We start from the raw sequence: 24,888 nt of genomic DNA on the forward strand, positions 1-24,888 counted from the left end.
GTTTACCCCGCTTCGCGCCCCTCCAGAAACGCCGTAAGCTGCTCCGCGGCCTCCCCGACATGCTCTTCGACGAGCCGGCAGGCCGCATCCGCATCGCCCGCCCGGCAGGCCGCCAACAGCGCGCGGTGCTCGTCCTGCGACCGCGGCCGATAGCCCAGCGCCGCGAATTGGAAGCGCAGGTAGCGGTCGGCGGCCAGCAGATGCTGCTCCGTCAGCGCCAGCAGACGGGGCCGCCCGGCCCGCGCGTAGAGCGTCATGTGGAAGCGCCGGTTCAGCTCTCCCATGCGGCCGGGATCGGCCTCTCCATCCATCTCCGCGATCAGCTCCTCCGCCTGATCGAGGTCCGCCGCCGTCAGGCCGGGCAATGACAGGCGCAACGCCATCGGCTCCAGCGCCATGCGGATCGCCCCGATGTCGGCGCCATCCGCCGCGGAGATTTCCGCGACGACGGCCCCGCGGTGCGGGTGGAATTCGGCCAGCGCCCGCGCCTCCAGCTGGCGCAGCGCCTCGCGCACCGGCATGCGGCTGACCCCGAAGGTCTCCGCCAGTTCCTCCTGCCGCAGCGGCGTGCCCGGCGCGATGACCCCGCTGAGGATCGCCTCGCGCAGCGTCGCCTCCACGAACTCCGTGGTGGTGCGGTGGCGCGGCTGCGCGCGCGCCACGAGGCGCGACAGCCCGTCGTTGACCGCCATGCGTGATCTCCCCTTGCCAGGATATTGGATCCAATCTATCACCAGTCTCATCATCCTGCACGCCCGATGGAGGGTCCCAAGCCATGTCCTCTTCCGACACCGTCCCGGCGACGGGCCTTTCGACGGGGCTTTCCCTGCGCGCGGTCGGCGCCGGCCTGCTGGCGGCCCTGGTCGGCTACGCCAGTTCGGTGGCGGTGGTCATCCATGGCCTGACCGCCGTGGGCGCCAGCACGGAGCAGGTGGTGTCGGGCCTCGTCCTGCTGGGCTTCGCCATGGGTCTGACGGCGATGGGCCTCAGCCTGCACCGGCGCAAGCCGATCAGCATCGCCTGGACGACGCCGGGCATGGCCCTGCTCGCCGCCACCGGCGCGGTGGAGGGTGGGTTCCCCGCCGCGGTGGGGGCCTTCGTGGCGACCGGCCTGCTGATCGTCCTGGCCGGGCTGTGGTCGCCGCTCGGCCGCTGGATCGCCGCGATTCCCAAGCCGCTGGCCAACGGCATGCTGGCCGGCATCCTGCTGAAGCTGTGTCTGGCCCCCTTCCTGGCGGTGTCGCAGGCGCCGGGAATGGCGCTGCTGGTGCTGGCGACCTGGGCGGTGGTGGGGCGGGTGGCGCGGCTCTACGCCGTGCCCGCCGCGGTGGCGGTGGCGCTGGGGGCGATGGCGCTCGACTCATCCGGCGGTTTGGCCGGCGGGGCGGCGCTGTCCGGCGCGCTGTGGCCGGGCGTGACCTTCGTCCAGCCGGTGTTCACCTGGGAAGCAATGGTCGGCATCGCCCTGCCGCTGTTCGTCGTCACCATGGCCTCGCAGAACATCCCCGGCCTCGCCGTTCTGGCGACCTACAACTACGCGCCGCCGACCCGTCCGATCTTCCTGGCGACGGGGGCGGCCTCCGCCCTGACGGCGCTGGGTGGTGCTCCGACCGTCAACCTCGCGGCGATCACCGCGGCGCTCTGCGCCAGCCCGGACGCCGACCCGAACCCGGCGCGGCGCTGGCAGGCCGCCTTCGTCAGCGGCATCGGCTACATCCTGTTCGCCGGGCTGGCCGGGGTGACGGCGGTGATGGTCACCCGCTCCCCGCCGATCCTGATCGAGGCGGTGGCCGGGCTGGCCCTGGTCGGCGCCTTCGGTTCCGCCCTGATGGGCGCCGTGCAGGTGGAGGCGAACCGCACCGCCGCGCTGGTCACCATGCTGGTCACCGCCTCCGGCCTGTCCTTCGCCGGGGTCGGCTCGGCCTTCTGGGGCCTGCTGCTGGGCGGGGCGGTCCATCTGCTCCACTGGCGCCCGGAGCCGCGGCAACCCGGAAAGTGAGTTGCGCTTTGCCGACGCGGCCCGCATAAGTCCGGTACGACCCGCGTCCCGGAGGCGATGCCCGTGAGCAGCTCAGAGAATGCCCGTCCGCTGCGGCTGGCCCTGTTCGATTGCGACGGCACGCTGGTGGACAGCCAGTTCGCCATCATCGACGCCATGACCACCGCCTGGGCCGCCCACGGGCTGGGCGAGCCGGACCCGCTGGAGGTGCGCCGCCTGGTCGGGCTGCCGCTGGTGCAGGCGGTGTCGCAACTGCTGCCCGACCTGGACACCGAGCGTCATGTGGCCATCGCGGAAAGCTACAAGGACGCCTTCGCGGCGCTGCGCCACCGCGGCGACCTGCACGAGCCGCTGTTCCCCGGCCTGCGCGACACACTGGACGCGCTGGAGGCGGAGGGCGTGCTGCTCGGCGTGGCGACCGGCAAGTCGCGCCGCGGGCTGGACGCCATGCTGGCCCACCACGGGCTGACCGAGCGCTTCGTCACGCTCCAGACCAGCGACATCGGACCCGGCAAGCCGCACCCCGACATGGTCTACCGCGCCCTGGCCGAAACCGGGGTGGAGGCGGCGCGCACGGTTGTGATCGGCGACACCACCTACGACATTCAAATGGCCCGCAACGCGCGGGTCGCGTCGGTCGGCGTCTCCTGGGGCTATCACGCGGCGGCCGAGCTGGAGGCCGCCGGGGCGGACCGCATCGTCCATCGCGGGCGCGCGGTGGCCGGCGCTGTTCTGGACCTGTTGCACCGATAAGAGAGCATTCGAAGGACCCTGATGAAGCGCTTCTACAAGACCGCCTCCGTCGACGAGGCCGCCGGCGGCGGCTTCGAGGTGCGCCTGGACAACCGTCCGATCCGCAGCCCGGCCAAGGCGCCGTTGGTCTTCGCGAGCTGGCCGCTGGCCCAGGCCGTCGCCGCCGAATGGGATGCGCAGCCCGAGGACATCGCCCCGGACAGCATGCCGCTGATGCAGCTCGCCAGCACGGCGGTGGACCTGATCGGCAAGGGCCGCGCCGCCATTGTCGACGGCGTGGCCGCCTATGCGGAGACGGACCTGCTCTGCTACCGCGCGGAGCATCCCCGGAACCTGGTGGAGTTGCAGGCGCAGCGCTGGCAACCGCTGCTCGACTGGGCGACGCTGCGCTACGACGCGCCGCTGCACGTCAACGCCGGGCTGATGCCCAAGCCGCAGCCGCCCGAGGCGCTGCGCGCCCTGCGCAACGCGGTCGAGGCCTACGACGACTGGACGCTGTCGGCGCTCCAGACCGCGACCGGCTCCTGCGGCTCGCTGATCGTCGCGCTGGCGCTGGTCGAGGGGCACATCGACGCCGAGGAGGCCTTCGCGGTGTCGCAGCTTGACGAGACCTTCCAGATCGAAGCCTGGGGCGAGGACCCGGAGACGACCAAGCGCCGCGCCGCCCTGCGCATCGACATCGCCGCCTGCCGCCGCTTCGTCGATCTGCTGCGGGCGTGATCATCGATCGGGTGGGGACGGAATAAAGCGGCGCGGCGGGCGTCCTGTCAGTGAGGGTCGGGTTCCATCACCCGCCCCGTCACGACAGGGAGGTTCCGTTCATGCACCGCTTCACCCGTTTCACCGCCGCCGCGGCGATCGCGCTGGCGCTCGGCCTCGTGGCGCCGTCCGCCTTCGCGCCGTCCGCCTTCGCGCAGGGCGCCATGCCCGCCAAGACCGGCCAGTCGGCCGGCGGTCCCGTGCTGACCGACAGCAAGGGCATGACGCTGTACGTCTTCGACCGCGATGCGGGCGGCAAGTCCGCCTGCAACGGCCAATGCGCCAGCAATTGGCCGCCGCTGATGGCCCCGGCGGGCGCCAAGGCGATGGGCGACTATTCGGTCGTCACCCGCGACGACGGTTCCATGCAGTGGGCCTACAAGGGCAAGCCGCTCTATGGCTGGGCGAAGGACGGGAAGCCGGGCGACACCACCGGCGACGGGGTGAACAACGTCTGGCATGTCGCCCGCCCGTAAAGGCGGCCCCGAACAGGGAAAAGCCCCCGCGGCGCTTGGCCGCGGGGGCTTTGTGTGACGGTGCCGGCGATTACTGGCCGGTGCCCGACGGAGCGGCCGGCGGGGTGCCGGTGGCGCCGCCCGGGGCGGTCATGGTGCCGGAGGTGCCGGTGGAAGAGCGGCTGGCCGCGCCGTTCACCGTGTCGCCGGCTTTGTCCTTGTTGCGGTTCAGCGAGGTGGTGGTGTCGGAGTATTCGAACTCCGCCATGTCCTTCACCTGGTCGCGGGTCATGCCCGAGAGCTGGACGCGCTCCTGCTGGGCGTCCCAGGTGGCGTTGCCGATGTCCACGGCGATCTGCTTCTCACCGATGCCGAGGAAGCCGCCCGAGGAGATCACGAGCTGGCGCGCCTGCCCGTTGCTGTCGAGGATCACGTCTTCGACCTCGCCAACCTTCTCGTTGTCGGAGCCGTAGACGTTCTTGCCCATCATGTTCTCGGCGCTGGCCATCTGGCCGCCGGTCAGGCCCGCGGCACTGCCGGTCGCGGCGCTACCCGGGGCGCTGCCGCTCTTGTTCATCTCGGTCGCGGTCGGGGCGCCGGTGGTGGGGCTGCCGGTGGTCGGTGACGTGGTCTGCGCCATCGCCGTGCCGGTCATCAGCGCCAGGACGGACGCAGCCGCGATGATTTCCCTACGCATAACTCACTCCTCTCCGTGTTTCGGCGTTTCTGTCGAGTGCCTTGGTTTGTCTCGGTAAGGCAGTTCGACAACAGCGCCTCGGCGGGAATGGTCACGCGGAAAATCGAAAAAATCTTTCGGCTAGTCCGTGCAAGTTTCGGGAATAAAAGTCGCGAAGAACTCAATAGCTTGCCCAGACTGGCTTTGTCGGCGTGACTGTGGCCTCTCCGGCTGTCAAGACCAGTCCGTCTTGCCCCGCTCGGGTGAGGTCTTCCAGCCGCAACAAGGCCAGGGCGGAGGAGCCCTGACCGCTGCGGATCTCGCCCACCTCCTTGCCCTCCAGCGTCACCGGCGTGCCGGGGGCGGGCAGGGGACCGTCCACCGTCACCGGGAACAGCTTCTTCTTGATCAGGGCGCGGTACTTGGTGCGGGCGGTCAGTTCCTGCCCCATGTAGCAGCCCTTGTCCCAGGAAATGGCGTTGAGGTCGTCCAGATCGTTCTCCAGGGGCAGCGCCTTGTCGGGCGTGAGGTCGCGGCTGCCCTCCGGAACGCCGAGCGAGAGGCGCAGCCGGTCATAGTCCTCGGCACTGCGCGGAGCGAAGTCCGCCGCCTCCAGCGCCGCCGCGGCGCCGTCGCGCGGCAGGAAGGCGCGGGCGCCCAGCGCCGGCAGGCGCGGATCGGTGAAGGCGACTCCGCCCGCGAAGGGAACCGCCGCGCCGGCCTCCTCCGGCAGGCCCAGCCGGGCGAGCGCGTCGCCGCCGAACAGGACGACCGCCACCAAGGTGCCGGCGCGGTCCTCCAGCGTGATCTTGGAGCGCAGCTTGTACATCTTCAGGCGGCGGAGGAATTCCTCGCGCCGGTCCGTCTCGGGGTCGAGCAGAAGGGCGCCCTCCGATTCGGCGATGCGGAAGTCGTGCAGGAACTTGCCCTGCGGGGTCAGGAACAGGGCGTAGACGGCGCGGTCCGCTGCGACGCGGCGCACGTCGTTGGAGACCAGCCCTTGCAGGAAGGCCGCCCGGTCCTCGCCCGCGACCGCGATGACGCCCCGGTCCTCCAGGATCGCGTAGCCTGCCTGTTCCGCCGTCATGCCCGTGCTCCGATTGTCCCGTTCAAGTCCCCGATAGTTGGGCGAAGCGGGCGGGGGAGGCAAGAGTGGCGAGGGGGATGCCCTTGCATGGCGCGTCCGCCTTTTCCGCGGACGCGCCACGGTGCAAGCCGTGGTCGATGGACCGTCTGGCGGGCGGTCAGCCGGCCGGAGGTTCGATCCGCAGGACCTGCACCGACTTGGTGCGGCCGTCGAGCGTGCCGTAGGCGATGGATTGCCCCTCGGACAGGCCGAGCAGGGCGGCGCCCACCGGGGTCAGGATCGAGATGCCGTCCTGGCGCCGGGCCGCTTCGTCCGGTGTGATGAGTGTGGCGGTGTGCCGCGTGCCCCGGTCGTCCGCGAAGGTGACCCGGCTGCCGAGCCGGACGAAGGGCGCGCCGCCGTCGTCGGGTGTGTCCGCGACATCGGCGCGGTCGACCTCGCGCTGGAGGAAGTCGATGACGCCGGCGGGCTGGCTGAGATGGGCGAGAAGGACGTCGAGGCGCCCGAGGTCGTGGGGGGTGATTCGGATCGGCGGCGGATCGCCGAGCATCGACTTGCGGTTCATTCCAAAAGCTCCATAAGCAAAGGCCGCCGGAAATGGCGGCCCTTCCCATAGCTGAGGACGACGGCGGCCTCTTGTCAACCGTGCGGCGGCGTGGCATCTGTCCGTGTGCGAAGCAACTGCTGATTTGTTGGGTCATCTGCCGCTTTGTTGGGCTGCGACAGGCGCCCGAAACGGGGCGAATGACCGCAGGCTGGGCAACCGCTTCCCCTGTTGACGGCGAACAGCCTTGACGGGCAAGACTCTCCGAAAGTGGCATGGCTTTGGCAATGCCCTGCCGACTTCACCCCTACCCGGTCCGTCTCCTTGGATTCCCCATCCGTGTCATCCCCTCCGCACCGGCTCGAACTGCGCGGCATCACCAAGCGCTTTCCGGGCTGTCTGGCGAACGATCAGGTCGATCTCGTCCTCCGGCCGGGCGAGATCCACGCGCTGCTGGGCGAGAACGGCGCCGGCAAGTCGACGCTGGTGAAGATCATCTACGGCGTGCTGCACGCCGACGCCGGCCGGATTTTGTGGAACGGGCAGGACACGCACATTCCCGATCCGGCGGGCGCCCGCCGGCTGGGCATCGGCATGGTGTTCCAGCATTTCTCGCTGTTCGACACGCTGACGGTCGCCGAGAACATCTCGCTCGGCCTCGACCAGCCCGGCCCGATGGACGCGCTGTCGGCGCGCATCGCCGAGGTGTCGGAGCGCTACGGCCTGTCGCTGGACCCGCGCCGCCACGTCCACAACCTGTCGGTCGGCGAGCGGCAGCGGGTGGAGATCGTGCGCTGCCTGCTGCAGGACCCCAAGCTGCTCATCATGGACGAGCCGACGTCGGTCCTGACGCCGCAGGAGGCGACCCGCCTGTTCGAGACGCTGCGCCGGCTGGCGGCGGAGGGCTGCACGATCCTCTACATCAGCCACAAGCTGGAGGAGATCCGCGCGCTCTGCGACACCGCCACGGTGCTGCGCGGTGGGCGCGTCGTGGGAAGCTGCGACCCGCGCAAGGAAACCGCGCGCAGCCTCGCCGAAATGATGATCGGCACCGAGCTGTCGACTCCGGAGCGGCTGCCGCAGGGCGAGGCCGGGGCGCCGAAGCTGCAGGTGCGGAACCTCTCCACCACCTCCGACAACCCCTTCGCCACCAACCTGAAGGACGTGTCCTTCGAGGTGCGGGCCGGCGAGATCATGGGCATTGCCGGTGTGGCCGGCAACGGCCAGGCGGAGCTGATGGCCGCGCTGAGCGGCGAGGCGCTGGTGCCGGACCCGGCGTCCGTCGCCATCGAGGGGCGGCCCGCCGGCCATCTCGGCCCGCGCGAGCGGCGCCTGCTCGGCCTCGCCTTCGTGCCGGAGGAGCGGCTGGGCCGCGGCGCCGTGCCGGAATTGAGCCTGTCGGAGAACGCGCTGCTCTCCGGCTACGCCCGCGAGCCGCTGGTGCGCAGCGGGCTGGTCCATTTCGGGCGCGCGCGCTCCTACGCCGAGCGGATCATCGGCGCCTTCAACGTGGTCACCCACGGCCACCGGGCAGAGGCGCGGTCGCTGTCGGGCGGCAACCTCCAGAAATTCATCATCGGCCGCGAGATTCTTCAGAAGCCGCGCCTGCTGGTGGTTGGCCAGCCGACCTGGGGCGTGGACGCGGGGGCCGCGGCGGCGATCCACCGGGCGCTGATCGATCTGGCGCGCTCCGGAGCCGCCGTCCTGGTCATCAGCCAGGACCTGGACGAGCTGTTCGTGCTGAGCGACCGCATCGCGGTGCTGTTCCACGGCCATTTGTCGGAGAGCCGCCCCACCCACCACACCAGCGTGGAGGAGATCGGCCTGCTGATGGGCGGCCTGTTCAACCACCCGCCCGACGAGGATGAGGTGGACCGTGCGGTGTGAGGATGTGATGACGCTTGCGAGCCCCCTCCCTAACCCTCCCCCGCTGGCGCGGGAGAGGGGATTGCGCCGCCACGGCACCTGCTCCCTCTCCCGCCAACGGCGGGGGAGGGTTGGGGAGGGGGCCGGGGCATGACCCTCCTCCGTCTCGAACCCCGCGGCGAGGCGTCGCGCGCGATGGTCTACGCCACGCCGCTGCTGGCGGTCGCGCTCACGCTCGTCAGCGGCTTCCTGCTGTTCTGGGCCATGGGCTTCGACCCGGTGAAGGCGCTGCACGCCTTCTTCATCGCGCCGCTGATGTCGCTGCGCGGCCTGGGTGAGCTGGCGGTCAAGGCGACCCCGCTGGTGCTCTGCGCCATCGGGCTGGCCATCGGCTTCCGCGCCAACGTCTGGAACATCGGTGCCGAGGGGCAGCTCACGCTCGGCGCCATCACCGGCGGCGGTCTGGCGCTGGCCTTCTACGGCGAGGGCGGCTGGTGGTTGCTGCCGCTGATGATCGTCGCGGGCATGGCCGGCGGCGCTCTGTGGGCGGCGATCCCCGCCTTCCTGCGGGTGCGCTTCAACGCCAGCGAGATCCTGACCAGCCTGATGCTGAACTATGTGGCGCTGCATCTGCTGAACTACCTGATGCACGGCCCCTACCGCGATCCCGACGGCTTCGCCTTCCCGGAATCCCGCCTGTTCGAGGCCGACGCGGTGCTGCCGCTGCTGGTCGCCGGGACGCGCGTGCATCTGGGGTCGCTGTTCGCCCTGCTGGCGGTGGCGGCGGGCTGGTTCCTGATGGCGCGGACCTTCATCGGCTTCCAGATCAAGGTCATCGGCTTGACTCCGACGGCGGCGGGCTATGCCGGCTTCAACCAGAAGAAGATCATCTGGCTGACGCTGCTGTTGTCCGGCGCGCTGGCCGGTCTGGCCGGTCTGGGCGAGGTCGCCGGGCCGATCGGGCAGATGAACCCGACCATCTCCCCCGGCTACGGCTACACCGCCATCATCGTCGCCTTCCTGGGGCGGCTGCACCCGGTGGGCATCCTGCTGGCCGGCTTCCTGATGGCGCTGTCCTTCATCGGCGGCGAGGCGGCGCAGATCGCGCTTGGCCTGCCCAAGGCCATCACCGGCGTGTTCCAGGGCATGCTGCTGTTCTTCCTGCTGGCGACCGACGTGCTGATCCGTTACCGCGTGCGCTTCGGCGCGAAAGGCGCTGCCGGGTCTGGGGTGGGGAGGGCCGCGGCATGAGCGCCGAACTCGCCCTTCTCGGCCCGATCCTGGCGGCCATGCTGGCCGCCGCCACGCCGCTGCTGTTCGCAGCCCTCGGCGAGCTGGTGGTGGAGAAATCCGGCGTCCTGAATCTGGGCGTCGAGGGCATGATGCTGGTGGGCGCCGTCTGCGGCTTCGCCGTGGCGGTGCAGACCGGCAGCTCCACGCTGGGCTTCGTCGCGGGTGCGGCGGCGGGGGCGGGCATGGCGGCGCTGTTCGGCGTGCTGACCCTGCTCCTGCTGGCCAACCAAGTGGCGACCGGCCTCGCGCTGACGCTGTTCGGCGTCGGCCTGTCGGCGCTGATCGGCCAGGGCTTCGTCGGCATCCCCATCGCCGACGTGCCGGAGCTCTACATCCCCGGCTTGACCGACCTGCCGGTGATCGGCAAGGCGCTGTTCGGGCAGGACGCGCTGGTCTATCTGGCGCTGGCGGCGGTGCCGGCGGTGCACTGGTTCCTCTACGCCACGCGCAAGGGGCTGATCCTGCGCGCGGTCGGCGAGAACCACGCGGCGGCCCACGCGCTCGGCTACAAGGTCATCCGCATCCGCTTCCTCGCCGTGCTGTTCGGCGGCGCCATGAGCGGCATGGGCGGGGCCTTCCTGTCGCTCGACTACACGCCGATGTGGGCGGAGGGCATCTCCTCCGGGCGCGGCTGGATCGCGCTGGCGCTGGTGGTCTTCGCCACCTGGAAGCCGGGCCGCGTGCTGCTCGGCGCCTGGCTGTTCGGCGGGGTGACCATCGCGCAGCTCCACGTCCAGGGGCTGGGAATCGACATTCCGTCACAACTCTTGTCGATGCTGCCTTATCTGGCTACCGTCATCGTCCTGGTGGTGATTTCACGGGATGTCGCCCGTATCCGGCTGAACGCGCCGGCCAGCCTCGGCAAGGTTTTCCATCCGGACGCCTGATGGGCCGATGCCTGACAGGCTCCGGGATGTTCGCAAGTCTTACGTTCGTGCTCAATCAAATGGATCAGGGAGCAAACACGTGAACAGAAGGACCATGGGCAAGGCCCTGATGGGTCTGGCCACCGGCGCCGCCATGCTGGCGCTGGGCGTCGGCGCGGCCGACGCGCAGGAGAAGATGAAGGTCGGCTTCGTCTATGTCGGTCCGATCAGCGACCACGGCTACAGCTACCAGCACGACCAGGGCCGTCTGGCCGTGGAGAAGGAGCTGGGCGACAAGGTCACCACCACCTTCGTCGAGAACGTCCCCGAGGGCGCCGACGCCGAGCGCGTGATCGAGCAGCTGGCCTCCTCCGGCCACAAGCTGATCTTCACGACCTCCTTCGGCTTCATGAACCCGACGCTGAAGGTCGCGCAGCGCCATCCCGACGTGAAGTTCGAGCACGCCACCGGCTACAAGCGCTCGGCCAACGTCGCCACCTATTCCGCGCGCTTCTACGAGGCCCGCACGGTCATCGGCCAGATCGCCGGCCAGATGACCAAGTCGAACATCATCGGCTACATCGGCTCCTTCCCGATCCCCGAGGTCGTCAGCGGCATCAACGCCTTCACCATCGCCATGCGCGAGGTGAACCCGAAGGCCGAGGTGCGCGTCGTCTGGGTGAACAGCTGGTACGACCCCGGCAAGGAAGCCGAGGCCGCCAAGGCGCTGATCGACCAGGGCGCCGACGTGATCTCGTTGCACACCGACAGCCCGGCGGCCATCCAGGTCGCGCAGGAGCGCGGCCTGTGGGTGTTCGGCCAGTCGTCGGACATGACCCGCTTCGGCCCGAAGGCGCACCTGACCGCCATCGTCGACGACTGGCGCGAGTATTACGTGAACCGCGTCAAGGCGGCGCTGGACGGCTCCTGGAAGTCGCAGGACACCTGGGGCGGCTTCAAGGACCACATGCTGTTCCTGGCCCCCTACAACCCGGCTCTCCCGGCGGACGTCGTCGCGGCGGCCGAGAAGACCCGCACCGACATCATGGAAGGCAAGCGCCACTCCTTCCAGGGCCCGGTGAAGGACCAGTCCGGCAAGGTCGTGATCGCCGAGGGCAAGCAGGCCACCGACGAGCAGATCCTGAAGATGGACTGGTACGTCGAGGGTGTGCAGGGCAAGGTTCCGAAGTAAGCCGGAACCGGTCACCAAGTGAGAAAAGGGAGGCTCCGGCCTCCCTTTTTTTGTTGCCCGCTTTTTATGGGCGGCTGCTCAGCCCGGCGGGCGGCCCAGCGCGGCCCAGCCGGCGGGGGCGAGACGCATCACCTCCGGCCCGCTTCCGGCGGGGTTGGGCTCCATCGTCACCAGCTCCCGGTTCTCGAACCAGACCCAGCGGGGGACCTCGGCCGCGGTGGGGACCCAGCCCTCGGCCATCTTTTCCAGCACCGCCAGATCGGCGGCGGCGATCGGGAATTTCGGCTTCGCCGGGGCACGTTTGGGTGCGGCGGGGGTGGGCGGGGGCGCCGTCGGGGCATCCTGCCCGGCGCGGGCGTGTATCCAGGCCGTCTGGAAGGCGGTCAGCGCCGCGTTCAACTCGCCGCGCAGCGGCTCGGACGGGCAACGCAGATAACGGTCCAGCAGGGCGTGCAGGGACTCGGCGGAAGGGGGCGGCGTCTCGGGCATGGGGCGGTTCCGTGGTCGGCGTGGTCCGGCACCGCAGCCATAAACGCAAGGGGCGGGAGAAGACAAGGGGCAGGAAAAGAAAGGCTCCGCCGCTTCAGGGAGCGCGGCGGAGCCTGTCGAGGAGGCACAATCCCCTGTGCTGCCTAAATTCAAACACACCGCCGGCCCTGCGGTTCCACCTTCCCTTCCGGGGTGACCCGCAAGGCTGCGGTCCGAAAGCCGGGACGACGCGTTGACAGCCGCAGGACAGGCTCTCGCGTCGGAAAGGGAAGCGCATCGTGGGGAACGGATTCCGGAAGGCGTCGCGGGTCATGTATTTCCTGGCGACCGGCGTGTTGATGCTGTTCGCCCTGGTGTTCATCGGCGTGGCCGCCTATTCGGTGTTCCACAGCCTTCTGCTCCTCGACATCGAGGCGACGACCCACGGGCTGCTGGACGGCGTCGGCATGATCGTGCTGGCCATCGCCGTCTTCGAGATCGCCAAGTATCTCTATGAGGAGGAGCTGGAGCACGACCGCGAGTTGCGCCACGCCGACGAGGCGCGGCGCACCCTGACCAAGTTCCTGACCACCATCATCATCGCCGCCAGCCTGGAAGGGCTGGTGCTGGTGTTCGAGGCGCGGACCTCGCAGATGAGCGACATGGTGTATCCGGCCATCCTCCTGATGGTCATCGTCTTCATGGTGCTTGGGCTCGGGCTCTACCAGCTGATCAGCCGTCGGGCGGAGACCATCGATCCGAAGGAGGGGGATTCCTGACCGTCCCCCGCGTTCCAACATGTCTGGAAGGAGTTGTTGATTCCTCCCAGCCAGAGCGGAGCGCCCCCATGTTCGACCCCGCCCAGATCGGCCGCATCTCTCCCGTGGAGCAGGCCGACGCCCTGCGCACCCTGATCGCCGTTTTCGCCACCGCGGTGGTGCGGCCCGGCGAGTCGGCGCCGCGCAACGCCGTCAGCGCCGAGATCGTCGACATCCTCGACGAGGTGCCGCCGGAGCGGGTGGAGGCCGTTGCCCAACTCTTCACCATGATGGCGCTGCGCCTGCGGCGGAAGGGGCGACCGCGCCGCACGGCCTTCCGGCTGACCCTGGAGACGGCGCTGCTCGCCCGTTCCTACGTCGGGGAGCCGGCGCCGCGCAACGAGACCAGCTACCTGTCGTCCGACCGGCCCGGCCTGGGAACGATCGACCACGCCTGCAACGCGATGCTGGAGCGCATGGCCGGGGTGCCGGATGAGGAGCAGCGCGCGTGGCTGACCGCGCAGGTGATCGCCACCGGTTTGATCGACGCGGACCGCCGCCACCGGCTGGGCGGCCCCGACCGCGACCTCGGCGACATGGCGGTGGCGGAATTCCTGCTGCGCACGGCGGCCCAGTATCTCGCCGCCACCGCCGTCCGCACCCCGCCTGGCGACAGCAAAAGCTGAGACCGCGGCGGCGGGCTCACTGCAGGGCGATGATCGCGGCCATGGTCGCGTAGCGCTCGATCGACTGGGAGGAGGGCGAGCGCATCGCCTGTCGGGTGATGGCGAGCTGATTCTCGTGCGAGACCGGCTGGCGCACCCCCAGATGGGCGACCACCTTGGCGAGCGGCACGACGTGGGCGGAGGCCAACTCCCAGTTCACGATGGCGCCGCCCGCCGGGCGTCCGGGTGTGACGGCGGATTGTGCGGCCCGCAGGGTGATCGCCGAGGCCAGCGACTCCAGCCCGGTCACCGGGACGAAATACAGCGTGAAGCTCCGCGAGGTGGGCCGCCAGGGTTCCGCCGAGCGGGAGTCGGGGAAAGCGAGGCCGGTCTGCTCGTGGAACAGGCGTTGGAGCGCTGCGAGCGGGCTGGTGACGCTCTCGTAGCCGCCGCCGGGAACCGCCCATTGGCCCGCGGCGTCGACGACGCGCGGCTCCGCCGGGCTGCGCCCCCACCACGTGCTGACCTCGCGCCGCCGGACGATCAGGACCTTCGTCCCCTCCAGAAACGCCACATGGACATGGCGCATCGCCTCTTCTCCGCATCCCGTTGGCTTCGCTGCCGGAGACGGGCGGGAGAGGCACGGCGTGAACGGTCTAAGGAGAAGGGACCACGCGGTTCCGCCCTTCGGCCTTCGCCCGATACAGCGCGGCGTCGGCCACCCGGAGCGCGTCGTCGATGCCGCCGGGGGCGTCCGGCGCGACGGGCGCGACGCCGAAGCTGGCGGTCATGTGGAACGAATCGCCGTCCGGCCCCATCTCCTGCGCGGCGACGCGCTGGCGCAAGCGCTCCGCCACGGCCGACGCATCCGCCAGCGCGGTGTTGGGAAGCAGAACCACGAACTCCTCCCCGCCGTAGCGCCCGATCAGGTCGCCGGGGCGCAGGGCGCCGTCCAGTGTCCGGACGAAGCGCTGCAAGGCCTCGTCGCCGGCGGCGTGGCCGCGGCTGTCGTTGATGCGTTTGAAATGGTCGATGTCGGCGATCAGCAGGCACAGAGGTTGCCGTGACCGTTGCGCCCGTCGGATCTCCTCACCCGCACGGTCCAGAAGGGCCCGCCGGTTGGCGACGCCGGTCAGCGGGTCGGTCTGCGCCTGAGCAACCAGCAAACGGTGCATTTCGGTGATGCGGCCGCCCGCCTTCAGCCGCGCCTTGAGGTGGGCGCGGTTGACCGGCTTGTGGATGAAGTCGTCCGCTCCGGCGTCCAGCGCCTTCATCTCATAGAAGGGTTCATCATGGGACGTCATCAGGATCAGGTAGCTGTAGGCGGTGCGCGGATCGGCCTTCAGAAGCCAGCACACCTCCAGCCCCGACAGCCGAGGCATTTCCCAATCGATGATGGCGATGTCGAAGGGTTCGGCCTGGGCAAGATTCAGCGCTTCCCGGCCATCCCTGGCCAGGATGACCTCATGCCCGTAGGACGCCACCTGCTCCGAGAGCATGGTGCGCATCAGGACCGTATCGTCGGCAATGAGCACGCGCATGGCGGGAAACTGCCTCATACCTTCGTCTGCGGTCAATGATTGGCGGGCGTCCACGGTGTCATTTGTGGGTGTTCACCTCTGCCGTCCTATCGCCTTCACGGTAACGTTGCGCCTAAGGTCGTGGTCGCGGCGCTGCGCCCCTTGCGGCATAGTACGGGCCGAAACGGGGCGCCCAAGTCCGGGCGCGCAACGCGAGAGGGGACAGCATGGCCCGCTACACGGGCGTCTACGGATTTCCGGAGTCGGCCGACGGCGCGCGGCGTCTGGCCGAGGCTCTGAACGTTCCCTGCCACATCGCCGAACTGCACCGCTTTCCCGACGGCGAAAGCCTCGTCCGCCTTCCCGAAGCCGTGGAACGGGCGGTGGTCTACCGCTCGCTTGATCGCCCGAACGACAAGCTGGTGGAACTGACGCTGGCCGCCTCCGTCCTGCGCCGCCAGGGCGCCACGGAGCTGTGCCTCGTCGCCCCCTACATGGCCTACATGCGCCAGGACGCGGTGTTCCGCCCCGGCGAGCCGGTCAGCCAGACGGTGGTGGGCGACTGGCTGGGCCGGTTGTACGACCGCTTCGTCTGCGTGGAGCCGCACCTGCACCGCACCCACACGCTGGACGAGGTGTTCGTCGGGCGTCCGTCCGTCTGCCTCAGCGGCGCCGGGGCCATCGCCGAGCGGCTGCGCCAGGACGGGGCCGCGCCCGACACCGTGATCGTCGGCCCGGACGAGGAGGCCGCTCCGCTGGTCGAGGCGGTGGCCGGGCCGCTCAGCCTCACCGCCCTGGTCGGGCGCAAGGAGCGTCGCGGCGACCGTGACGTGACGGTGACCCTGCCCGCCGATGCGCCCCTGGCCGGGCGGCCGGTGGTGATCGTCGACGACGTCATCAGCTCCGGCGAGACCATCTTCTCCTGCGCGCGGGCCGCACGGGCTGCGGGCGCGGCATCGGTCCGCGTGTTCGGGGTCCACGCTCTGTTCGACGCGGCGGTGGCCGCCCGTTTCCAATCCGAAGGTCTGGGAGCGCCGTTGTCCTGCGACGGGGTTCCGCACCCCAGCAACGCCCTGCCGCTCGCCCGGCTGATCGCCGACGCTCTGGCAGCCTCCTGTTGATGGCCCCCTGTTGACGGGCCGGTAACCCTTCGTCGGGCAGGATAGAGGGACAGGGCACAACAAGGCGGGGTTTCGCCATGACACTGTCCCTCACCTTCCACGGCGCCGTCGGCACGGTCACCGGCTCCTGCTTCCGCATCCGGACCGGCGACGGCGACCTGCTGATCGACTGCGGCCTGTTCCAGGGCACCAAGACGGTCAAGGAGCTGAATTACCGGCCCTTCCCCTTCAAGCCGTCCGCCGTGAAGGCGGTGCTGCTGACCCACGCGCACATCGACCATTCCGGCCTGCTGCCGAAGCTGGTCCGCCAGGGCTTCAAGGGGCGGGTGCACACCACCGCCGGCACCGCCGACCTGCTGGCCTACATGCTGCCCGACAGCGGCTACATCCAGGAGACGGAAGTCGAGCGGCTGAACCGCCGCAACCGCCAGCGCGGGCGCCCGGCGGTGGAGCCGATCTACACCCAGGCCGACGCCCAGGCGGCCATCCGCCATCTGCACGCGGTCGATTACGGGGAGTGGGTGAAGGTGCTGCCCGGCATCCGCGCCCGCTTCTGGCAGGCCGGCCACATCCTCGGCTCGGCATCGGTGGAGCTGGAGGTGACGCGCGGCGGGACGGCGGAGACGATCCTGTTCTCCGGCGACCTCGGGCCGGGCGGCAAATCCTTCCACGCCGACGCGGAGGGGCCGCCGCGGCCCGACTGGATGGTGCTGGAGACCACCTACGGCAACCGCGAGCGGGTCGAGGTGGGCGAGGCCGAGCGGCAGGCCCTGCTGCGCGACGAGGTGCGTGCGGCGCTCGCCGCGGGCGGCCCGCTGCTGATCCCGGCCTTCGCGGTGGAACGCACGCAGGAGCTGCTCTACGACCTGCACCGGCTGTTCGACCGTGGCGAAATTCCGCTGGTCGACGTGTTTCTCGACTCGCCGCTGGCCGACTCCGTCACCGGGGTGTTCCGCCGCCATCTGGCCGATCTCGGCACCGGGGGCGATCCCTTCGCCCGGCCCAACCTGCACCGTGTGCGCTCCGTCGTGGAGAGCCAAAAGCTCAACGCGATCAAGGGTGGCGCCATCATCATGGCGGCCAGCGGCATGTGCGACGCCGGGCGCATCCGCCATCACCTGAAGAACCACTTGTGGCGCCCGGAGGCCACGGTCCTGCTGGTCGGCTATCAGGCGCCGGGTACGCTGGGCCACCTGTTGCAGCAGGGGGCGGCCACCGTCCGCATCCATGGGGAGGAGATCGCGGTGCGCGCCCGCATCCGGTCGCTGGACGTCTATTCCGGCCACGCCGACCGCAGCAGCCTGCTGGCCTGGGTGGCGGCGCGGCAGGGCGTGAAGCGCGGCCTGTTCCTGGTGCATGGCGAGGAGGACGCCCGCGCCGGCCTGCGCGACGCGCTGGTCCGCCGCGGCTGGGATCCGGCGCTGATCCGCCTGCCCGAGCTGGACGAGGTGGCCGACCTGAGCGCCGCCGTCCCGGTCCGGGAGCCGGCCGAGGCCCAGGGCGGTCCACCACGGCTGGAGCCGGAGGCGGTGGCCGCCAAACGGGACTGGCACAACCGCTACGCCGCCTTCCTGCTCGACCTGCACCGGGCGCTCGACGCCGCCCCCGACGACGCGGCGCGCGAGGCGCTGCTCCGCGGAATGGGCGACCGCCTGCCGCAGGCGCCGGAGCGGCCGGCGACGTGAACGTCCTGCCCCGGGCCGGGCGGCGCGTGCTATAGATCGATGACAGCCGCGAAACAAAAGGATGACGGGGCGATGGGGAAGGTGGCGAACATCGTGGTCCAGATGGCGCGCAAGCTGACCGACGACAACGCCCGGCTGGGCCGCGTCCGCAACGCCGGCAAGCCCAAGACCTTTCCCCATTTCCGCGAGATCCGGAACGCCTATCTGGACATCCAGGGGCTGGTCTTCTCCATCCAGGAGCGCCTGCCCGAGACGGGGAACGACCTGCCGCCGAACTTCCCGCAATGGGTGATCCGGCAGAAGCTGACGGCCATCGCCCATTTCACCGACATCAGCTACGCCTTCGTCAGCGATCCGCCGCTGGCGCTGACCAGCTCGCTCGGCGCCTTCGACGTGCTCCAGGCGGAACAGAAGGCCTTTTCGGAGACGCTGAACGCCTTCGACATGATGCTGATGGAGGCGGGCATCGACGACAAGACCGCCGACGAGTTGGACGCCACGCGCACCAAGATCGAGCAGATCCTGCGCATGATCGACACGCTTTTGCAGAACAGCCCCAAGGTGTTGCAGGAGTTTTGAAGGCCATCGCACGCTTCGGGCGATTTCGCCCTGATTTATACGCTTCTCGCACGGGCCCAATCTGGTTAAGGTCTACCGGCGCGCGTTGTCCCGACGGTCGGAATCCGGGGCGCGGCGTCACAGGCAGCTTCGGTACGGCCCCATGCAGAGGTCTTCCAGCCCCGATCCGATTGACCTTGCGCCGGGCGAGACCATCACCGATTCCATGGCCGCTTCCACCGCCGGTGCGGTGGCCATTCCCAAGCGCCTCCCCCTTCTGGTTCTGCTGGCGGCACTTCTTCTGACCGCTCTGGTCTGGCAGGACAGCCGCCAGCGCGTCGCCGCGGAGGCCGAGGGCCGGTTCGCCTTGCGGGTGGAGGAGCTGCATCGCCGTTTCGAGAGTCAGATCCAGGCCTACGTGCAGGTGACGCGCTCCGCGGCCGCCCTGTTCACCGCCTACCCGGAGGTGAAGCGCGCCGAATGGAACCGCTTCGTCGACGGGCTGCATCTGGCCGAGCGTTTTCCCGCGATCGGTGCCGTCGCCTTCGCGCGGGTCGCCGACCAATGGACCGGACCGGAGCTGGTGACGGAGGCCCGGATGGACGGGCTGCGCGGTTTCCGCATCTGGCCGGACACGGCCGGTCCGATGCGGCTCGTCACGCTGTACGCCGCCCCGGTCAACGAACGCACGCTGCGCACGCTCGGCTACGATCTGCTGGCGGAGCCGGTGCGTCGCGCCGCCGCCGAGCAGGCGCGGGACAGCGGCGAGCCGACAATCGTCCGCACCGCCGGCCTGAAGCTCGACGAGGGTGAGCCGTCACCGCCGGCCGTCATCGTCTTCCAGGCCGTCTACCGCGACGGGCGCAGCCCGGCCACGCTGGAGCAGCGGCGGGCGAGCTTCGCCGGTCTGGTGATGACGCCGATCCAGGTGGCTCCGCTGGCCGAGTCCGTGTTCGGCCGGATGGGCGACGTCGCGGCGACGGTGTTCGAAGGGCGGGGGGAGTTCCCGCTCTACCGCAGCCGCCCGGAGTCGCCGGACCGGCCGTTGCTGAGCACAAGCCGCGACCTTGCCCTGCTCAACCGCGTCTGGGCGGTCCAGTACGAAAGCCGGTCGAGTTTCGAGGAGGGGCTGGATCCTTGGAAGCCGACGCTGGTCCTGGCGGCCGGGCTGTCGCTCAGCCTGCTGTTGTCGGCCCTGCTGTGGGCGCTGGCGGCGACGCGGCACCGGGCGCTGGTGATCGCAAGGCGCATCACCGCCTCGTTGCGCCGCCGCGAGACGGAACTGGACCTGCTGTTCAACCAGGCGCCGCTGGGCATCGCCCTCGTCGGGCCGGACGGCCGGATCACCGACTGCAACCCCGCCTTCGCCCGCACGGTCGGGGTGGCGCGCGACGCGCTGGTCGGAACGGACATGAGGCTGCGCGCGCCGGACCCGGCGGTGACCGCCGCCATCGACTCCGCGATCGCCGGGGAGAGCCTGCGGCTGGAGGTCGACCGCCTGCTGATGGCCGGGGGGCGGCACAGCCACTTTTCCCTCCATCTCCAGCCGGTGTCCACCCCCGGCGATCCGCCCTTCGTCATGGCCTTCGTCGAGGATGTCGGCGACAAGCGGCGGGCCGAGCAGCACGTCCACTATCTGGCCCATTACGACCCGCTGACCGGCCTGCCCAACCGCGTCCTGCTGTTCGACCGTATCGCCCAGGCGGCCCGCGAGGCGCGACGCGACGGTGCGCGGGTCGCCGTGCTGTTCATCGATCTGGACCGCTTCAAGATCATCAACGACAGCCTGGGCCATTCCTTTGGCGACGAGGTGCTGCGGTCGGTGGCGCGGCGGCTGCACGGGGCGATGCGCCCGTCGGACACGGTGGGCCGGTTGGGCGGCGACGAGTTCCTGATCGTCGTCCCGAACATCCCGACGCCGGGCGTCGCCGCCGCGGTGGCGGAAAAGGTGATGGCCCAGCTCGCCACCCCCTTCGCCATCGGCGGGCGGAACTTCGTGGTGTCGCCCAGCATCGGCATCAGCCTGTTTCCCGACGACGCCGAGGATGCCGAGGGGCTGATCCGCTGCGCCGACATCGCCATGTACAACGCCAAGGACGCCGGGCGGAACGCCTACCGCTTCGTGACGCGCGAGATGGGGGCGCGGTCCCGCGAACGCCTGGACCTGGAGGCGGCGCTCCGCCACGCCCTGCAGAACCGCGAGCTGTTCCTGGTCTACCAGCCGCAGCTGCGCATTTCCGACGACCTCGTGGTCGGAGTGGAGGCTCTGCTGCGCTGGCGCCATCCGGAAGCCGGCCTCATCATGCCGAACCGCTTCCTGCCCGTGGCCGAGGAGACCGGCCTGATCCAGGCCATCGGCGATTGGGTGCTGGACGAGGTGTGCGCCCAGATCCGCCGCTGGCACGACCAGATCGGCCTGACGGTGCCGGTCGCCGTCAACGTCTCCGCCCAGCAGTTCCGCGACGGGCAGCTTCCCGCCAAGGTGGGCGCCGCGCTGGACCGCAACGGCCTCCAGGGCTGGGAGCTGGAGATCGAGGTCACCGAGGGCACCCTGATCGACGACATCCCCTCGGCCATCGCGACGCTGCGCGCGCTGAAGCAGCGCGGCTGCCTGATCGCGCTGGACGATTTCGGCACCGGCTATTCGTCTCTCAGCTATCTGCACCGTTTCCCGATCGACAAGCTGAAGATCGACCGGTCCTTCATCCACGATTTGGAGCAGGATGGAACCGGCGACTCCATCCCGCGCGCCATCGTCGGGCTGGGCCGCAGCCTGGGCCTGTCGGTGGTCGCCGAGGGCGTGGAGACGGAGGCGCAGCTCCAGCTTCTGCGCAGCCTGAGATGCGAGAGCTTCCAGGGCTACCTGTTCAGCCGCCCCGTCCTGGCGGAGGAGTTGGAGCCGATCCTGGCGCTGCGCGCCACCCGCGGGCGCCACCACGCTCCCGTGACGGAGGCGGCGAGGGAGTCGGTGTAGACCGGCGGTCAGCGGGGAAAGGTGACCATGCCTTCTTCCGCGGCCTGCCATGCCGGCTTGGCGTTGTGGCCGATGGTTCGCCCTTCCTCGTCCATCCGGTCCCGATGCCGACGCATCGACCGGCGGTGCCGGTTCAGCCCCGACGCTGCCTCCTCGTTCCGCACCCAGCCCCGAGCCAGCGCCGCCCCGGCCAGCACGCCGAAACCGGCGACCACCGCGGCGGTGACCCAGGGATGCATCCTGGCCTCGGTGTAGAGGCTGGTTTCCCGCACGAAGCGATGCCGGCCGGCGCGTTCCCGCCCGTCGTCGCCGTGGCTGTGCAGGGCGTCGTTGCGCGGGCGGAGCAGCCCGCCGGAGCGGATGACCCGCGGCAGGGTCCGCTCCATGATCCGGTCGGTGAGCCGCGGCGCGAAGGTTTCCGCCAGCGCGAACAGCTTGGCGCCGCCGCCGACATAAAGGTCGCGCATCGGCCGGCGGGCGCAATGCAGGATGGCCTTCGCCACGACCTCCGGCGCGTATACCGGGGGCGGGTTGCTCGGCTCCGCGTCCAGCAGGTTCAGGGCGTGGTCCTCGTACAGGCTGTCGACGGCCGCCGGCTTGATCAGGCTGACTGAGATGGGCAGGCCCTCCGACTCCAGCTCCATGCGCAGCGCGTCGGTGAAGCCCTTCACGGCGTGCTTTGTGGCGACATAGGCGCCCTGGAGCGGGATGGCGCGGTCGGACAGCACGCTGCCGATGTTGATCAGCGCCCCGCCGTTCTGACGCAGGTGGGGTATGGCCGCCAGCGAGCCGTTGACCACGCCCCAATAGTTCGTCTCGAACAGGCGGCGGTGGTCGTCCGGGGCGGTGTCCAGAAGTTTGCCGATGATCGCCACGCCGGCGTTGTTCACCCAGGTGTCGATCCGGCCGTAGCTGCGGACCGCTGCGTCGGCCACCCGCCGCAGGGCGTCGGCGTCGGCCACATCGGCGACGCAGTGGATCGCGTCCCCGCCTTCCGCGCGGATCTCTTCCGCCACCTGGGCGAGCGCGTCGCGGTCGCGGGCGGCCAGGACGACCTTCGCGCCCTGGCTTGCGGCCATGCGGGCGGTGACCAGCCCGATGCCGCTCGACGCGCCGGTGATGACGATCACCTGCTCGTCAATGGGTTTGAGCCGCGCTTGCATGGGTGCCGTTCCTCCATCGTTCGATCGTCGGAATCCGTGCCTCATCCGCTGTGAACAGGCGGTGCGGCGGAGCGTTGCCGACGGCTGGTGCGTCCGGGCCACTCCAAAAGGAGGGTTGGCGGGCCGGCGAAGCGGCACAGCTTTACCGGGACCTGTCAGGCGGGGAGGACCCAGCGCCCATGCTCAAAACAGCCGCCAAAGCCGGCGGACTCGCCGACCGATTCCGCCGGGTGCGCGCCACCTCGGCGGAACTGGCCGTCGGGCTGTCGCCGGAGGATCAGGTGGTGCAGTCCATGCCGGACGCCAGCCCGGTCAAATGGCATCTGGCCCACACGACGTGGTTCTTCGAAACCTTTCTGCTGATCCCGAATCTGCCGGGCTACCGGGCCTTCGACCCGGCCTTCGGCTATCTCTTCAACTCCTATTACGAAACCGTCGGGGCCCGGCATCCGCGGCCCCGGCGCGGTCTGGTGACGCGGCCCGGCGTGGCCGAGGTGGCGGCCTACCGCGACCATGTCGACGCCGCCATGCTGACCCTGCTGGAGCGGCCCGACGCCGAACGGCTGGCTCCGCTGGTGACGCTCGGCCTGTCCCATGAGGAGCAGCATCAGGAGCTGATCCTGATGGACCTGCTGCACCTGTTCTCCTGCAACCCGGTCGCGCCGGCCTACCGGCCCTACCGCCCGGCCTTGCGCGGCGGCGCCCATGAGGGGCGCTGGATTGCGGTGGACGGCGGGATCGTCGCAGTCGGGCATGAGGGCGAGGGCTTCGCCTTCGACAACGAGGGGCCGCGGCACGAGGTGCTGCTGCGCCCCTTCCGCCTGTTCTCCCGCTTGGTGACCAACGGGGAGTGGCGGGCCTTCGTCGAGGACGGCGGCTACCGCAACCCGGCGCTCTGGCTGTCCGACGGCTGGGCCACGGTCAACGCCGAGGGCTGGGAGGTGCCGGCCTACTGGCGGCGCGGCGAGGATGGCGGCTGGCGGGAGTTCACCCTGCTCGGCGAGCACCCGCTGGACGAGGACGCCCCGGTCTGCCACGTCGGCTTTTACGAGGCGGACGCCTTCGCCCGCTGGGCCGGCAAGCGCCTGCCGACCGAGGCCGAATGGGAAACTGCCGCCGCCGGGCTATCCCCCACCGGCAACACGCTGGGCAGCGGGCTGCTGCGCCCGGTCGCCGCCGCGGCGGGGGAGGGCCTCGTGCAGATGTTCGGCGACGCCTGGGAATGGACGGCCAGCGCCTACAGCGGCTACCCGGGCTTCCGCCCCGCCGCCGGGGCCGTCGGCGAATACAACGGCAAGTTCATGGCCAACCAGTATGTGCTGCGCGGCGGATGCTGCGCCACGCCGGACGGCCATGTCCGCTCCACCTACCGGAATTTCTTCTATCCGCACCAACGCTGGATGTTCAGCGGCGTGCGCCTCGCGGAGGACGCTTGATGACCGCAATTTCCGCCGCCCGCGCCCATCTGGCCCAGGGGCCGGCGCAGGCCCCGGCGCCGGACGACGTGTTCCTGGCCGACGTGCTGGACGGCCTGTCCCGCCCGGCCAAGAGCCTCCCCTGCAAGTACTTCTACGACGCCGAGGGCTCGGCCCTGTTCGACGCGATCTGCACGCTCGACGAGTATTACCCGACGCGGACCGAGACCGCACTGCTGCACGACCGCGCGGACGAGATCGCCGCTCTCGCCGGGCGCGGCGCCACCCTGGTGGAACTGGGCAGCGGGTCGAGCGTCAAGGTGCGCATCCTGCTCGACGCGCTGGACGCGCCGGCCATGTATGTGCCGGTGGACATCAGCCGCGACCATCTGATCGCCGCCGCCGCCCGCCTGGCCGGCGACTATCCGGCGGTGACGGTGGTGCCGGTGGCCGCCGATTATGTGCGGGGCTTCGCGCTGCCGAGGGGCGTCGCGCCGGAACGGACGATGGCCTTTTTCCCCGGCAGCACCATCGGCAATTTCCGGCCCGCCGAGGCGATGGCCTTCCTGGACACGCTCGGGCGGCGGCTTGGGGCCGGCGCCCGGCTGCTGATCGGGGTGGACCTGCGCAAGGACCCGGCGGTGCTGGAGGCCGCCTACGACGACGCGCGCGGGGTGACGGCCGCCTTCAACATGAACCTGCTCGCCCGCATCAACCGCGAGCTGGACGGCACCTTCGACCTCGACCGCTTCGCCCATGTCGCCCGCTACGACACGGGACGCGGGCGGATCGAGATGCATCTGCGCAGCCTGGACGACCAGACCGTCCGCATCGCCGGCCATCCCATCCGCTTCGCCCGCGGCGAGACGATCCACACCGAGAACTCCTACAAATACTCGGTGCCCGGCTTCCGCCGCCTCGCCGCCCGCGCCGGCTGGCGCACGGAGCAGAGCTGGACCGACGAGCGGAGCCTGTTCAGCCTGCACTGGATGGTTCGGCATGGCTGACCCCGTTTGGCACCGGGAACACCATATCCGGGCCAGGGTTGAGTCCGGTCGAAACACCGCAACA

The 24,888-nt window shown here is 70.2% G+C and carries 24 protein-coding genes; 16 read left to right on the forward strand and 8 right to left on the reverse strand.

Going from position 1 to position 24,888, the window contains the following annotated elements; genetic code table 11:
• Positions 1 to 2: 2 nt before the first annotated feature.
• The gene (locus FBZ83_RS16075; RefSeq protein WP_145684730.1) at positions 3 to 692 is read right to left on the reverse strand and encodes a GntR family transcriptional regulator; all 690 of its coding nucleotides are present in this window, start codon (positions 690 to 692) and stop codon (positions 3 to 5) included.
• Positions 693 to 775: 83 nt separating this feature from the next.
• Here FBZ83_RS16075 and FBZ83_RS16080 point away from each other — a divergent pair, with 83 nt between their 5' ends.
• The 4 genes from FBZ83_RS16080 (at position 776) to FBZ83_RS16095 (ending at position 3,987) form a co-directional block, all read left to right on the forward strand.
• Entirely contained in the window at positions 776 to 1,999 is a 1,224-nt protein-coding gene (locus FBZ83_RS16080; protein ID WP_145684738.1) for a benzoate/H(+) symporter BenE family transporter, read from the forward strand.
• Between the two features lie 57 nt (positions 2,000 to 2,056).
• Positions 2,057 to 2,752 carry an HAD-IA family hydrolase gene (locus tag FBZ83_RS16085; RefSeq protein ID WP_186466102.1) on the forward strand — a complete coding sequence of 232 codons (696 nt, stop codon included), beginning with the start codon at positions 2,057 to 2,059 and terminating at the stop codon, positions 2,750 to 2,752.
• A gap of 21 nt (positions 2,753 to 2,773) precedes the next feature.
• Entirely contained in the window at positions 2,774 to 3,472 is a 699-nt protein-coding gene (locus FBZ83_RS16090) for an ATP12 family chaperone protein (RefSeq protein ID WP_145684753.1), read from the forward strand.
• Between the two features lie 101 nt (positions 3,473 to 3,573).
• Complete coding sequence (locus tag FBZ83_RS16095) at positions 3,574 to 3,987, forward strand: COG4315 family predicted lipoprotein (protein ID WP_186466103.1); 414 nt, start codon at positions 3,574 to 3,576, stop codon at positions 3,985 to 3,987.
• Between the two features lie 70 nt (positions 3,988 to 4,057).
• Here FBZ83_RS16095 and FBZ83_RS16100 read toward each other — a convergent pair whose 3' ends face one another.
• The 3 genes from FBZ83_RS16100 to FBZ83_RS16110 form a co-directional block, all read right to left on the reverse strand.
• The gene (locus FBZ83_RS16100) at positions 4,058 to 4,663 is read right to left on the reverse strand and encodes a PRC-barrel domain-containing protein (protein WP_145684760.1); all 606 of its coding nucleotides are present in this window, start codon (positions 4,661 to 4,663) and stop codon (positions 4,058 to 4,060) included.
• A gap of 160 nt (positions 4,664 to 4,823) precedes the next feature.
• Complete coding sequence (locus tag FBZ83_RS16105) at positions 4,824 to 5,729, reverse strand: YgfZ/GcvT domain-containing protein (protein WP_145684769.1); 906 nt, start codon at positions 5,727 to 5,729, stop codon at positions 4,824 to 4,826.
• 157 nt (positions 5,730 to 5,886) lie between these two features.
• Positions 5,887 to 6,294 carry a GreA/GreB family elongation factor gene (locus FBZ83_RS16110; RefSeq protein ID WP_145684771.1) on the reverse strand — a complete coding sequence of 136 codons (408 nt, stop codon included), beginning with the start codon at positions 6,292 to 6,294 and terminating at the stop codon, positions 5,887 to 5,889.
• Between the two features lie 318 nt (positions 6,295 to 6,612).
• Here FBZ83_RS16110 and FBZ83_RS16115 point away from each other — a divergent pair, with 318 nt between their 5' ends.
• The 4 genes from FBZ83_RS16115 to FBZ83_RS16130 all read left to right on the forward strand — a co-directional run bounded on the left by FBZ83_RS16115 (position 6,613) and on the right by FBZ83_RS16130 (position 11,490).
• Positions 6,613 to 8,160 (forward strand): ABC transporter ATP-binding protein, encoded by a 1,548-nt coding sequence (locus tag FBZ83_RS16115; protein ID WP_145684773.1) that lies wholly within the window; start codon positions 6,613 to 6,615, stop codon positions 8,158 to 8,160.
• A gap of 129 nt (positions 8,161 to 8,289) precedes the next feature.
• Positions 8,290 to 9,390, forward strand: coding sequence for an ABC transporter permease (locus FBZ83_RS16120; RefSeq protein ID WP_038528467.1), 1,101 nt, complete (start codon positions 8,290 to 8,292; stop codon positions 9,388 to 9,390).
• Positions 9,387 to 10,319 (forward strand): ABC transporter permease, encoded by a 933-nt coding sequence (locus FBZ83_RS16125; protein WP_109072739.1) that lies wholly within the window; start codon positions 9,387 to 9,389, stop codon positions 10,317 to 10,319. The genes FBZ83_RS16120 and FBZ83_RS16125 overlap by 4 nt, the downstream gene beginning before the upstream one ends.
• 94 nt (positions 10,320 to 10,413) lie before the next feature.
• Entirely contained in the window at positions 10,414 to 11,490 is a 1,077-nt protein-coding gene (locus tag FBZ83_RS16130) for a BMP family ABC transporter substrate-binding protein (RefSeq protein WP_137115912.1), read from the forward strand.
• A 78-nt stretch (positions 11,491 to 11,568) separates the two neighbouring features.
• Here FBZ83_RS16130 and FBZ83_RS16135 read toward each other — a convergent pair whose 3' ends face one another.
• The gene (locus FBZ83_RS16135) at positions 11,569 to 11,979 is read right to left on the reverse strand and encodes a hypothetical protein (protein ID WP_145684775.1); all 411 of its coding nucleotides are present in this window, start codon (positions 11,977 to 11,979) and stop codon (positions 11,569 to 11,571) included.
• A gap of 278 nt (positions 11,980 to 12,257) precedes the next feature.
• Here FBZ83_RS16135 and FBZ83_RS16140 point away from each other — a divergent pair, with 278 nt between their 5' ends.
• Positions 12,258 to 12,737 carry a hypothetical protein gene (locus tag FBZ83_RS16140; protein ID WP_145684777.1) on the forward strand — a complete coding sequence of 160 codons (480 nt, stop codon included), beginning with the start codon at positions 12,258 to 12,260 and terminating at the stop codon, positions 12,735 to 12,737.
• Between the two features lie 68 nt (positions 12,738 to 12,805).
• A complete protein-coding gene (locus FBZ83_RS16145) occupies positions 12,806 to 13,402 on the forward strand; it encodes a hypothetical protein (protein ID WP_145684779.1) in 597 nt (198 codons plus the stop codon).
• Between the two features lie 16 nt (positions 13,403 to 13,418).
• Here FBZ83_RS16145 and FBZ83_RS16150 read toward each other — a convergent pair whose 3' ends face one another.
• Both FBZ83_RS16150 and FBZ83_RS16155 read right to left on the reverse strand, forming a co-directional pair.
• Entirely contained in the window at positions 13,419 to 13,970 is a 552-nt protein-coding gene (locus tag FBZ83_RS16150; RefSeq protein ID WP_145684781.1) for an NUDIX domain-containing protein, read from the reverse strand.
• Positions 13,971 to 14,037: 67 nt separating this feature from the next.
• A complete protein-coding gene (locus FBZ83_RS16155) occupies positions 14,038 to 14,922 on the reverse strand; it encodes a GGDEF domain-containing protein (protein WP_186466104.1) in 885 nt (294 codons plus the stop codon).
• Positions 14,923 to 15,128: 206 nt separating this feature from the next.
• Here FBZ83_RS16155 and FBZ83_RS16160 point away from each other — a divergent pair, with 206 nt between their 5' ends.
• From FBZ83_RS16160 to FBZ83_RS16175, 4 genes are all read left to right on the forward strand, one after another.
• Complete coding sequence (locus tag FBZ83_RS16160; protein ID WP_145684785.1) at positions 15,129 to 16,022, forward strand: ribose-phosphate diphosphokinase; 894 nt, start codon at positions 15,129 to 15,131, stop codon at positions 16,020 to 16,022.
• A 77-nt stretch (positions 16,023 to 16,099) separates the two neighbouring features.
• Positions 16,100 to 17,707, forward strand: a complete 1,608-nt coding sequence (locus FBZ83_RS16165) for an MBL fold metallo-hydrolase (protein ID WP_145684787.1) — start codon at positions 16,100 to 16,102, stop codon at positions 17,705 to 17,707.
• A 72-nt stretch (positions 17,708 to 17,779) separates the two neighbouring features.
• Positions 17,780 to 18,286, forward strand: coding sequence for a hypothetical protein (locus FBZ83_RS16170; RefSeq protein ID WP_145684789.1), 507 nt, complete (start codon positions 17,780 to 17,782; stop codon positions 18,284 to 18,286).
• A 142-nt stretch (positions 18,287 to 18,428) separates the two neighbouring features.
• Positions 18,429 to 21,239 (forward strand): bifunctional diguanylate cyclase/phosphodiesterase, encoded by a 2,811-nt coding sequence (locus FBZ83_RS16175; RefSeq protein ID WP_247888324.1) that lies wholly within the window; start codon positions 18,429 to 18,431, stop codon positions 21,237 to 21,239.
• 8 nt (positions 21,240 to 21,247) lie between these two features.
• Here FBZ83_RS16175 and FBZ83_RS16180 read toward each other — a convergent pair whose 3' ends face one another.
• Positions 21,248 to 22,402, reverse strand: a complete 1,155-nt coding sequence (locus FBZ83_RS16180) for an SDR family oxidoreductase (protein ID WP_145684791.1) — start codon at positions 22,400 to 22,402, stop codon at positions 21,248 to 21,250.
• A 179-nt stretch (positions 22,403 to 22,581) separates the two neighbouring features.
• Here FBZ83_RS16180 and egtB point away from each other — a divergent pair, with 179 nt between their 5' ends.
• Positions 22,582 to 23,838: an ergothioneine biosynthesis protein EgtB gene (egtB, locus tag FBZ83_RS31470; RefSeq protein WP_186466105.1), complete on the forward strand. Its 1,257-nt coding sequence runs from the start codon at positions 22,582 to 22,584 to the stop codon at positions 23,836 to 23,838.
• Positions 23,838 to 24,824: an L-histidine N(alpha)-methyltransferase gene (gene egtD, locus FBZ83_RS31475; RefSeq protein WP_186466106.1), complete on the forward strand. Its 987-nt coding sequence runs from the start codon at positions 23,838 to 23,840 to the stop codon at positions 24,822 to 24,824. Before egtB ends, egtD begins: the two co-directional genes overlap by 1 nt.
• The last annotated feature ends 64 nt before the right edge of the window (positions 24,825 to 24,888 follow it).

It is taken from the genome of Azospirillum brasilense, from assembly GCF_007827815.1.
In the GTDB taxonomy this organism is placed as follows: Bacteria; Pseudomonadota; Alphaproteobacteria; order Azospirillales; family Azospirillaceae; genus Azospirillum; species Azospirillum brasilense_C.

Coding starts and splice junctions, on each gene's coding strand:
- FBZ83_RS16075 (WP_145684730.1), bottom strand. CDS start 692: ATGGCGGTCAACGACGGGCTGTCGCGCCTCGTGGCGCGCGCGCAGCCG.
- FBZ83_RS16080 (WP_145684738.1), top strand. CDS start 776: ATGTCCTCTTCCGACACCGTCCCGGCGACGGGCCTTTCGACGGGGCTT.
- FBZ83_RS16085 (WP_186466102.1), top strand. CDS start 2,057: ATGCCCGTGAGCAGCTCAGAGAATGCCCGTCCGCTGCGGCTGGCCCTG.
- FBZ83_RS16090 (WP_145684753.1), top strand. CDS start 2,774: ATGAAGCGCTTCTACAAGACCGCCTCCGTCGACGAGGCCGCCGGCGGC.
- FBZ83_RS16095 (WP_186466103.1), top strand. CDS start 3,574: ATGCACCGCTTCACCCGTTTCACCGCCGCCGCGGCGATCGCGCTGGCG.
- FBZ83_RS16100 (WP_145684760.1), bottom strand. CDS start 4,663: ATGCGTAGGGAAATCATCGCGGCTGCGTCCGTCCTGGCGCTGATGACC.
- FBZ83_RS16105 (WP_145684769.1), bottom strand. CDS start 5,729: ATGACGGCGGAACAGGCAGGCTACGCGATCCTGGAGGACCGGGGCGTC.
- FBZ83_RS16110 (WP_145684771.1), bottom strand. CDS start 6,294: ATGAACCGCAAGTCGATGCTCGGCGATCCGCCGCCGATCCGAATCACC.
- FBZ83_RS16120 (WP_038528467.1), top strand. CDS start 8,290: ATGACCCTCCTCCGTCTCGAACCCCGCGGCGAGGCGTCGCGCGCGATG.
- FBZ83_RS16125 (WP_109072739.1), top strand. CDS start 9,387: ATGAGCGCCGAACTCGCCCTTCTCGGCCCGATCCTGGCGGCCATGCTG.
- FBZ83_RS16130 (WP_137115912.1), top strand. CDS start 10,414: ATGGGCAAGGCCCTGATGGGTCTGGCCACCGGCGCCGCCATGCTGGCG.
- FBZ83_RS16135 (WP_145684775.1), bottom strand. CDS start 11,979: ATGCCCGAGACGCCGCCCCCTTCCGCCGAGTCCCTGCACGCCCTGCTG.
- FBZ83_RS16145 (WP_145684779.1), top strand. CDS start 12,806: ATGTTCGACCCCGCCCAGATCGGCCGCATCTCTCCCGTGGAGCAGGCC.
- FBZ83_RS16150 (WP_145684781.1), bottom strand. CDS start 13,970: ATGCGCCATGTCCATGTGGCGTTTCTGGAGGGGACGAAGGTCCTGATC.
- FBZ83_RS16155 (WP_186466104.1), bottom strand. CDS start 14,922: ATGCGCGTGCTCATTGCCGACGATACGGTCCTGATGCGCACCATGCTC.
- FBZ83_RS16160 (WP_145684785.1), top strand. CDS start 15,129: ATGGCCCGCTACACGGGCGTCTACGGATTTCCGGAGTCGGCCGACGGC.
- FBZ83_RS16165 (WP_145684787.1), top strand. CDS start 16,100: ATGACACTGTCCCTCACCTTCCACGGCGCCGTCGGCACGGTCACCGGC.
- FBZ83_RS16170 (WP_145684789.1), top strand. CDS start 17,780: ATGGGGAAGGTGGCGAACATCGTGGTCCAGATGGCGCGCAAGCTGACC.
- FBZ83_RS16175 (WP_247888324.1), top strand. CDS start 18,429: ATGCAGAGGTCTTCCAGCCCCGATCCGATTGACCTTGCGCCGGGCGAG.
- FBZ83_RS16180 (WP_145684791.1), bottom strand. CDS start 22,402: ATGCAAGCGCGGCTCAAACCCATTGACGAGCAGGTGATCGTCATCACC.
- egtB (WP_186466105.1), top strand. CDS start 22,582: ATGCTCAAAACAGCCGCCAAAGCCGGCGGACTCGCCGACCGATTCCGC.
- egtD (WP_186466106.1), top strand. CDS start 23,838: ATGACCGCAATTTCCGCCGCCCGCGCCCATCTGGCCCAGGGGCCGGCG.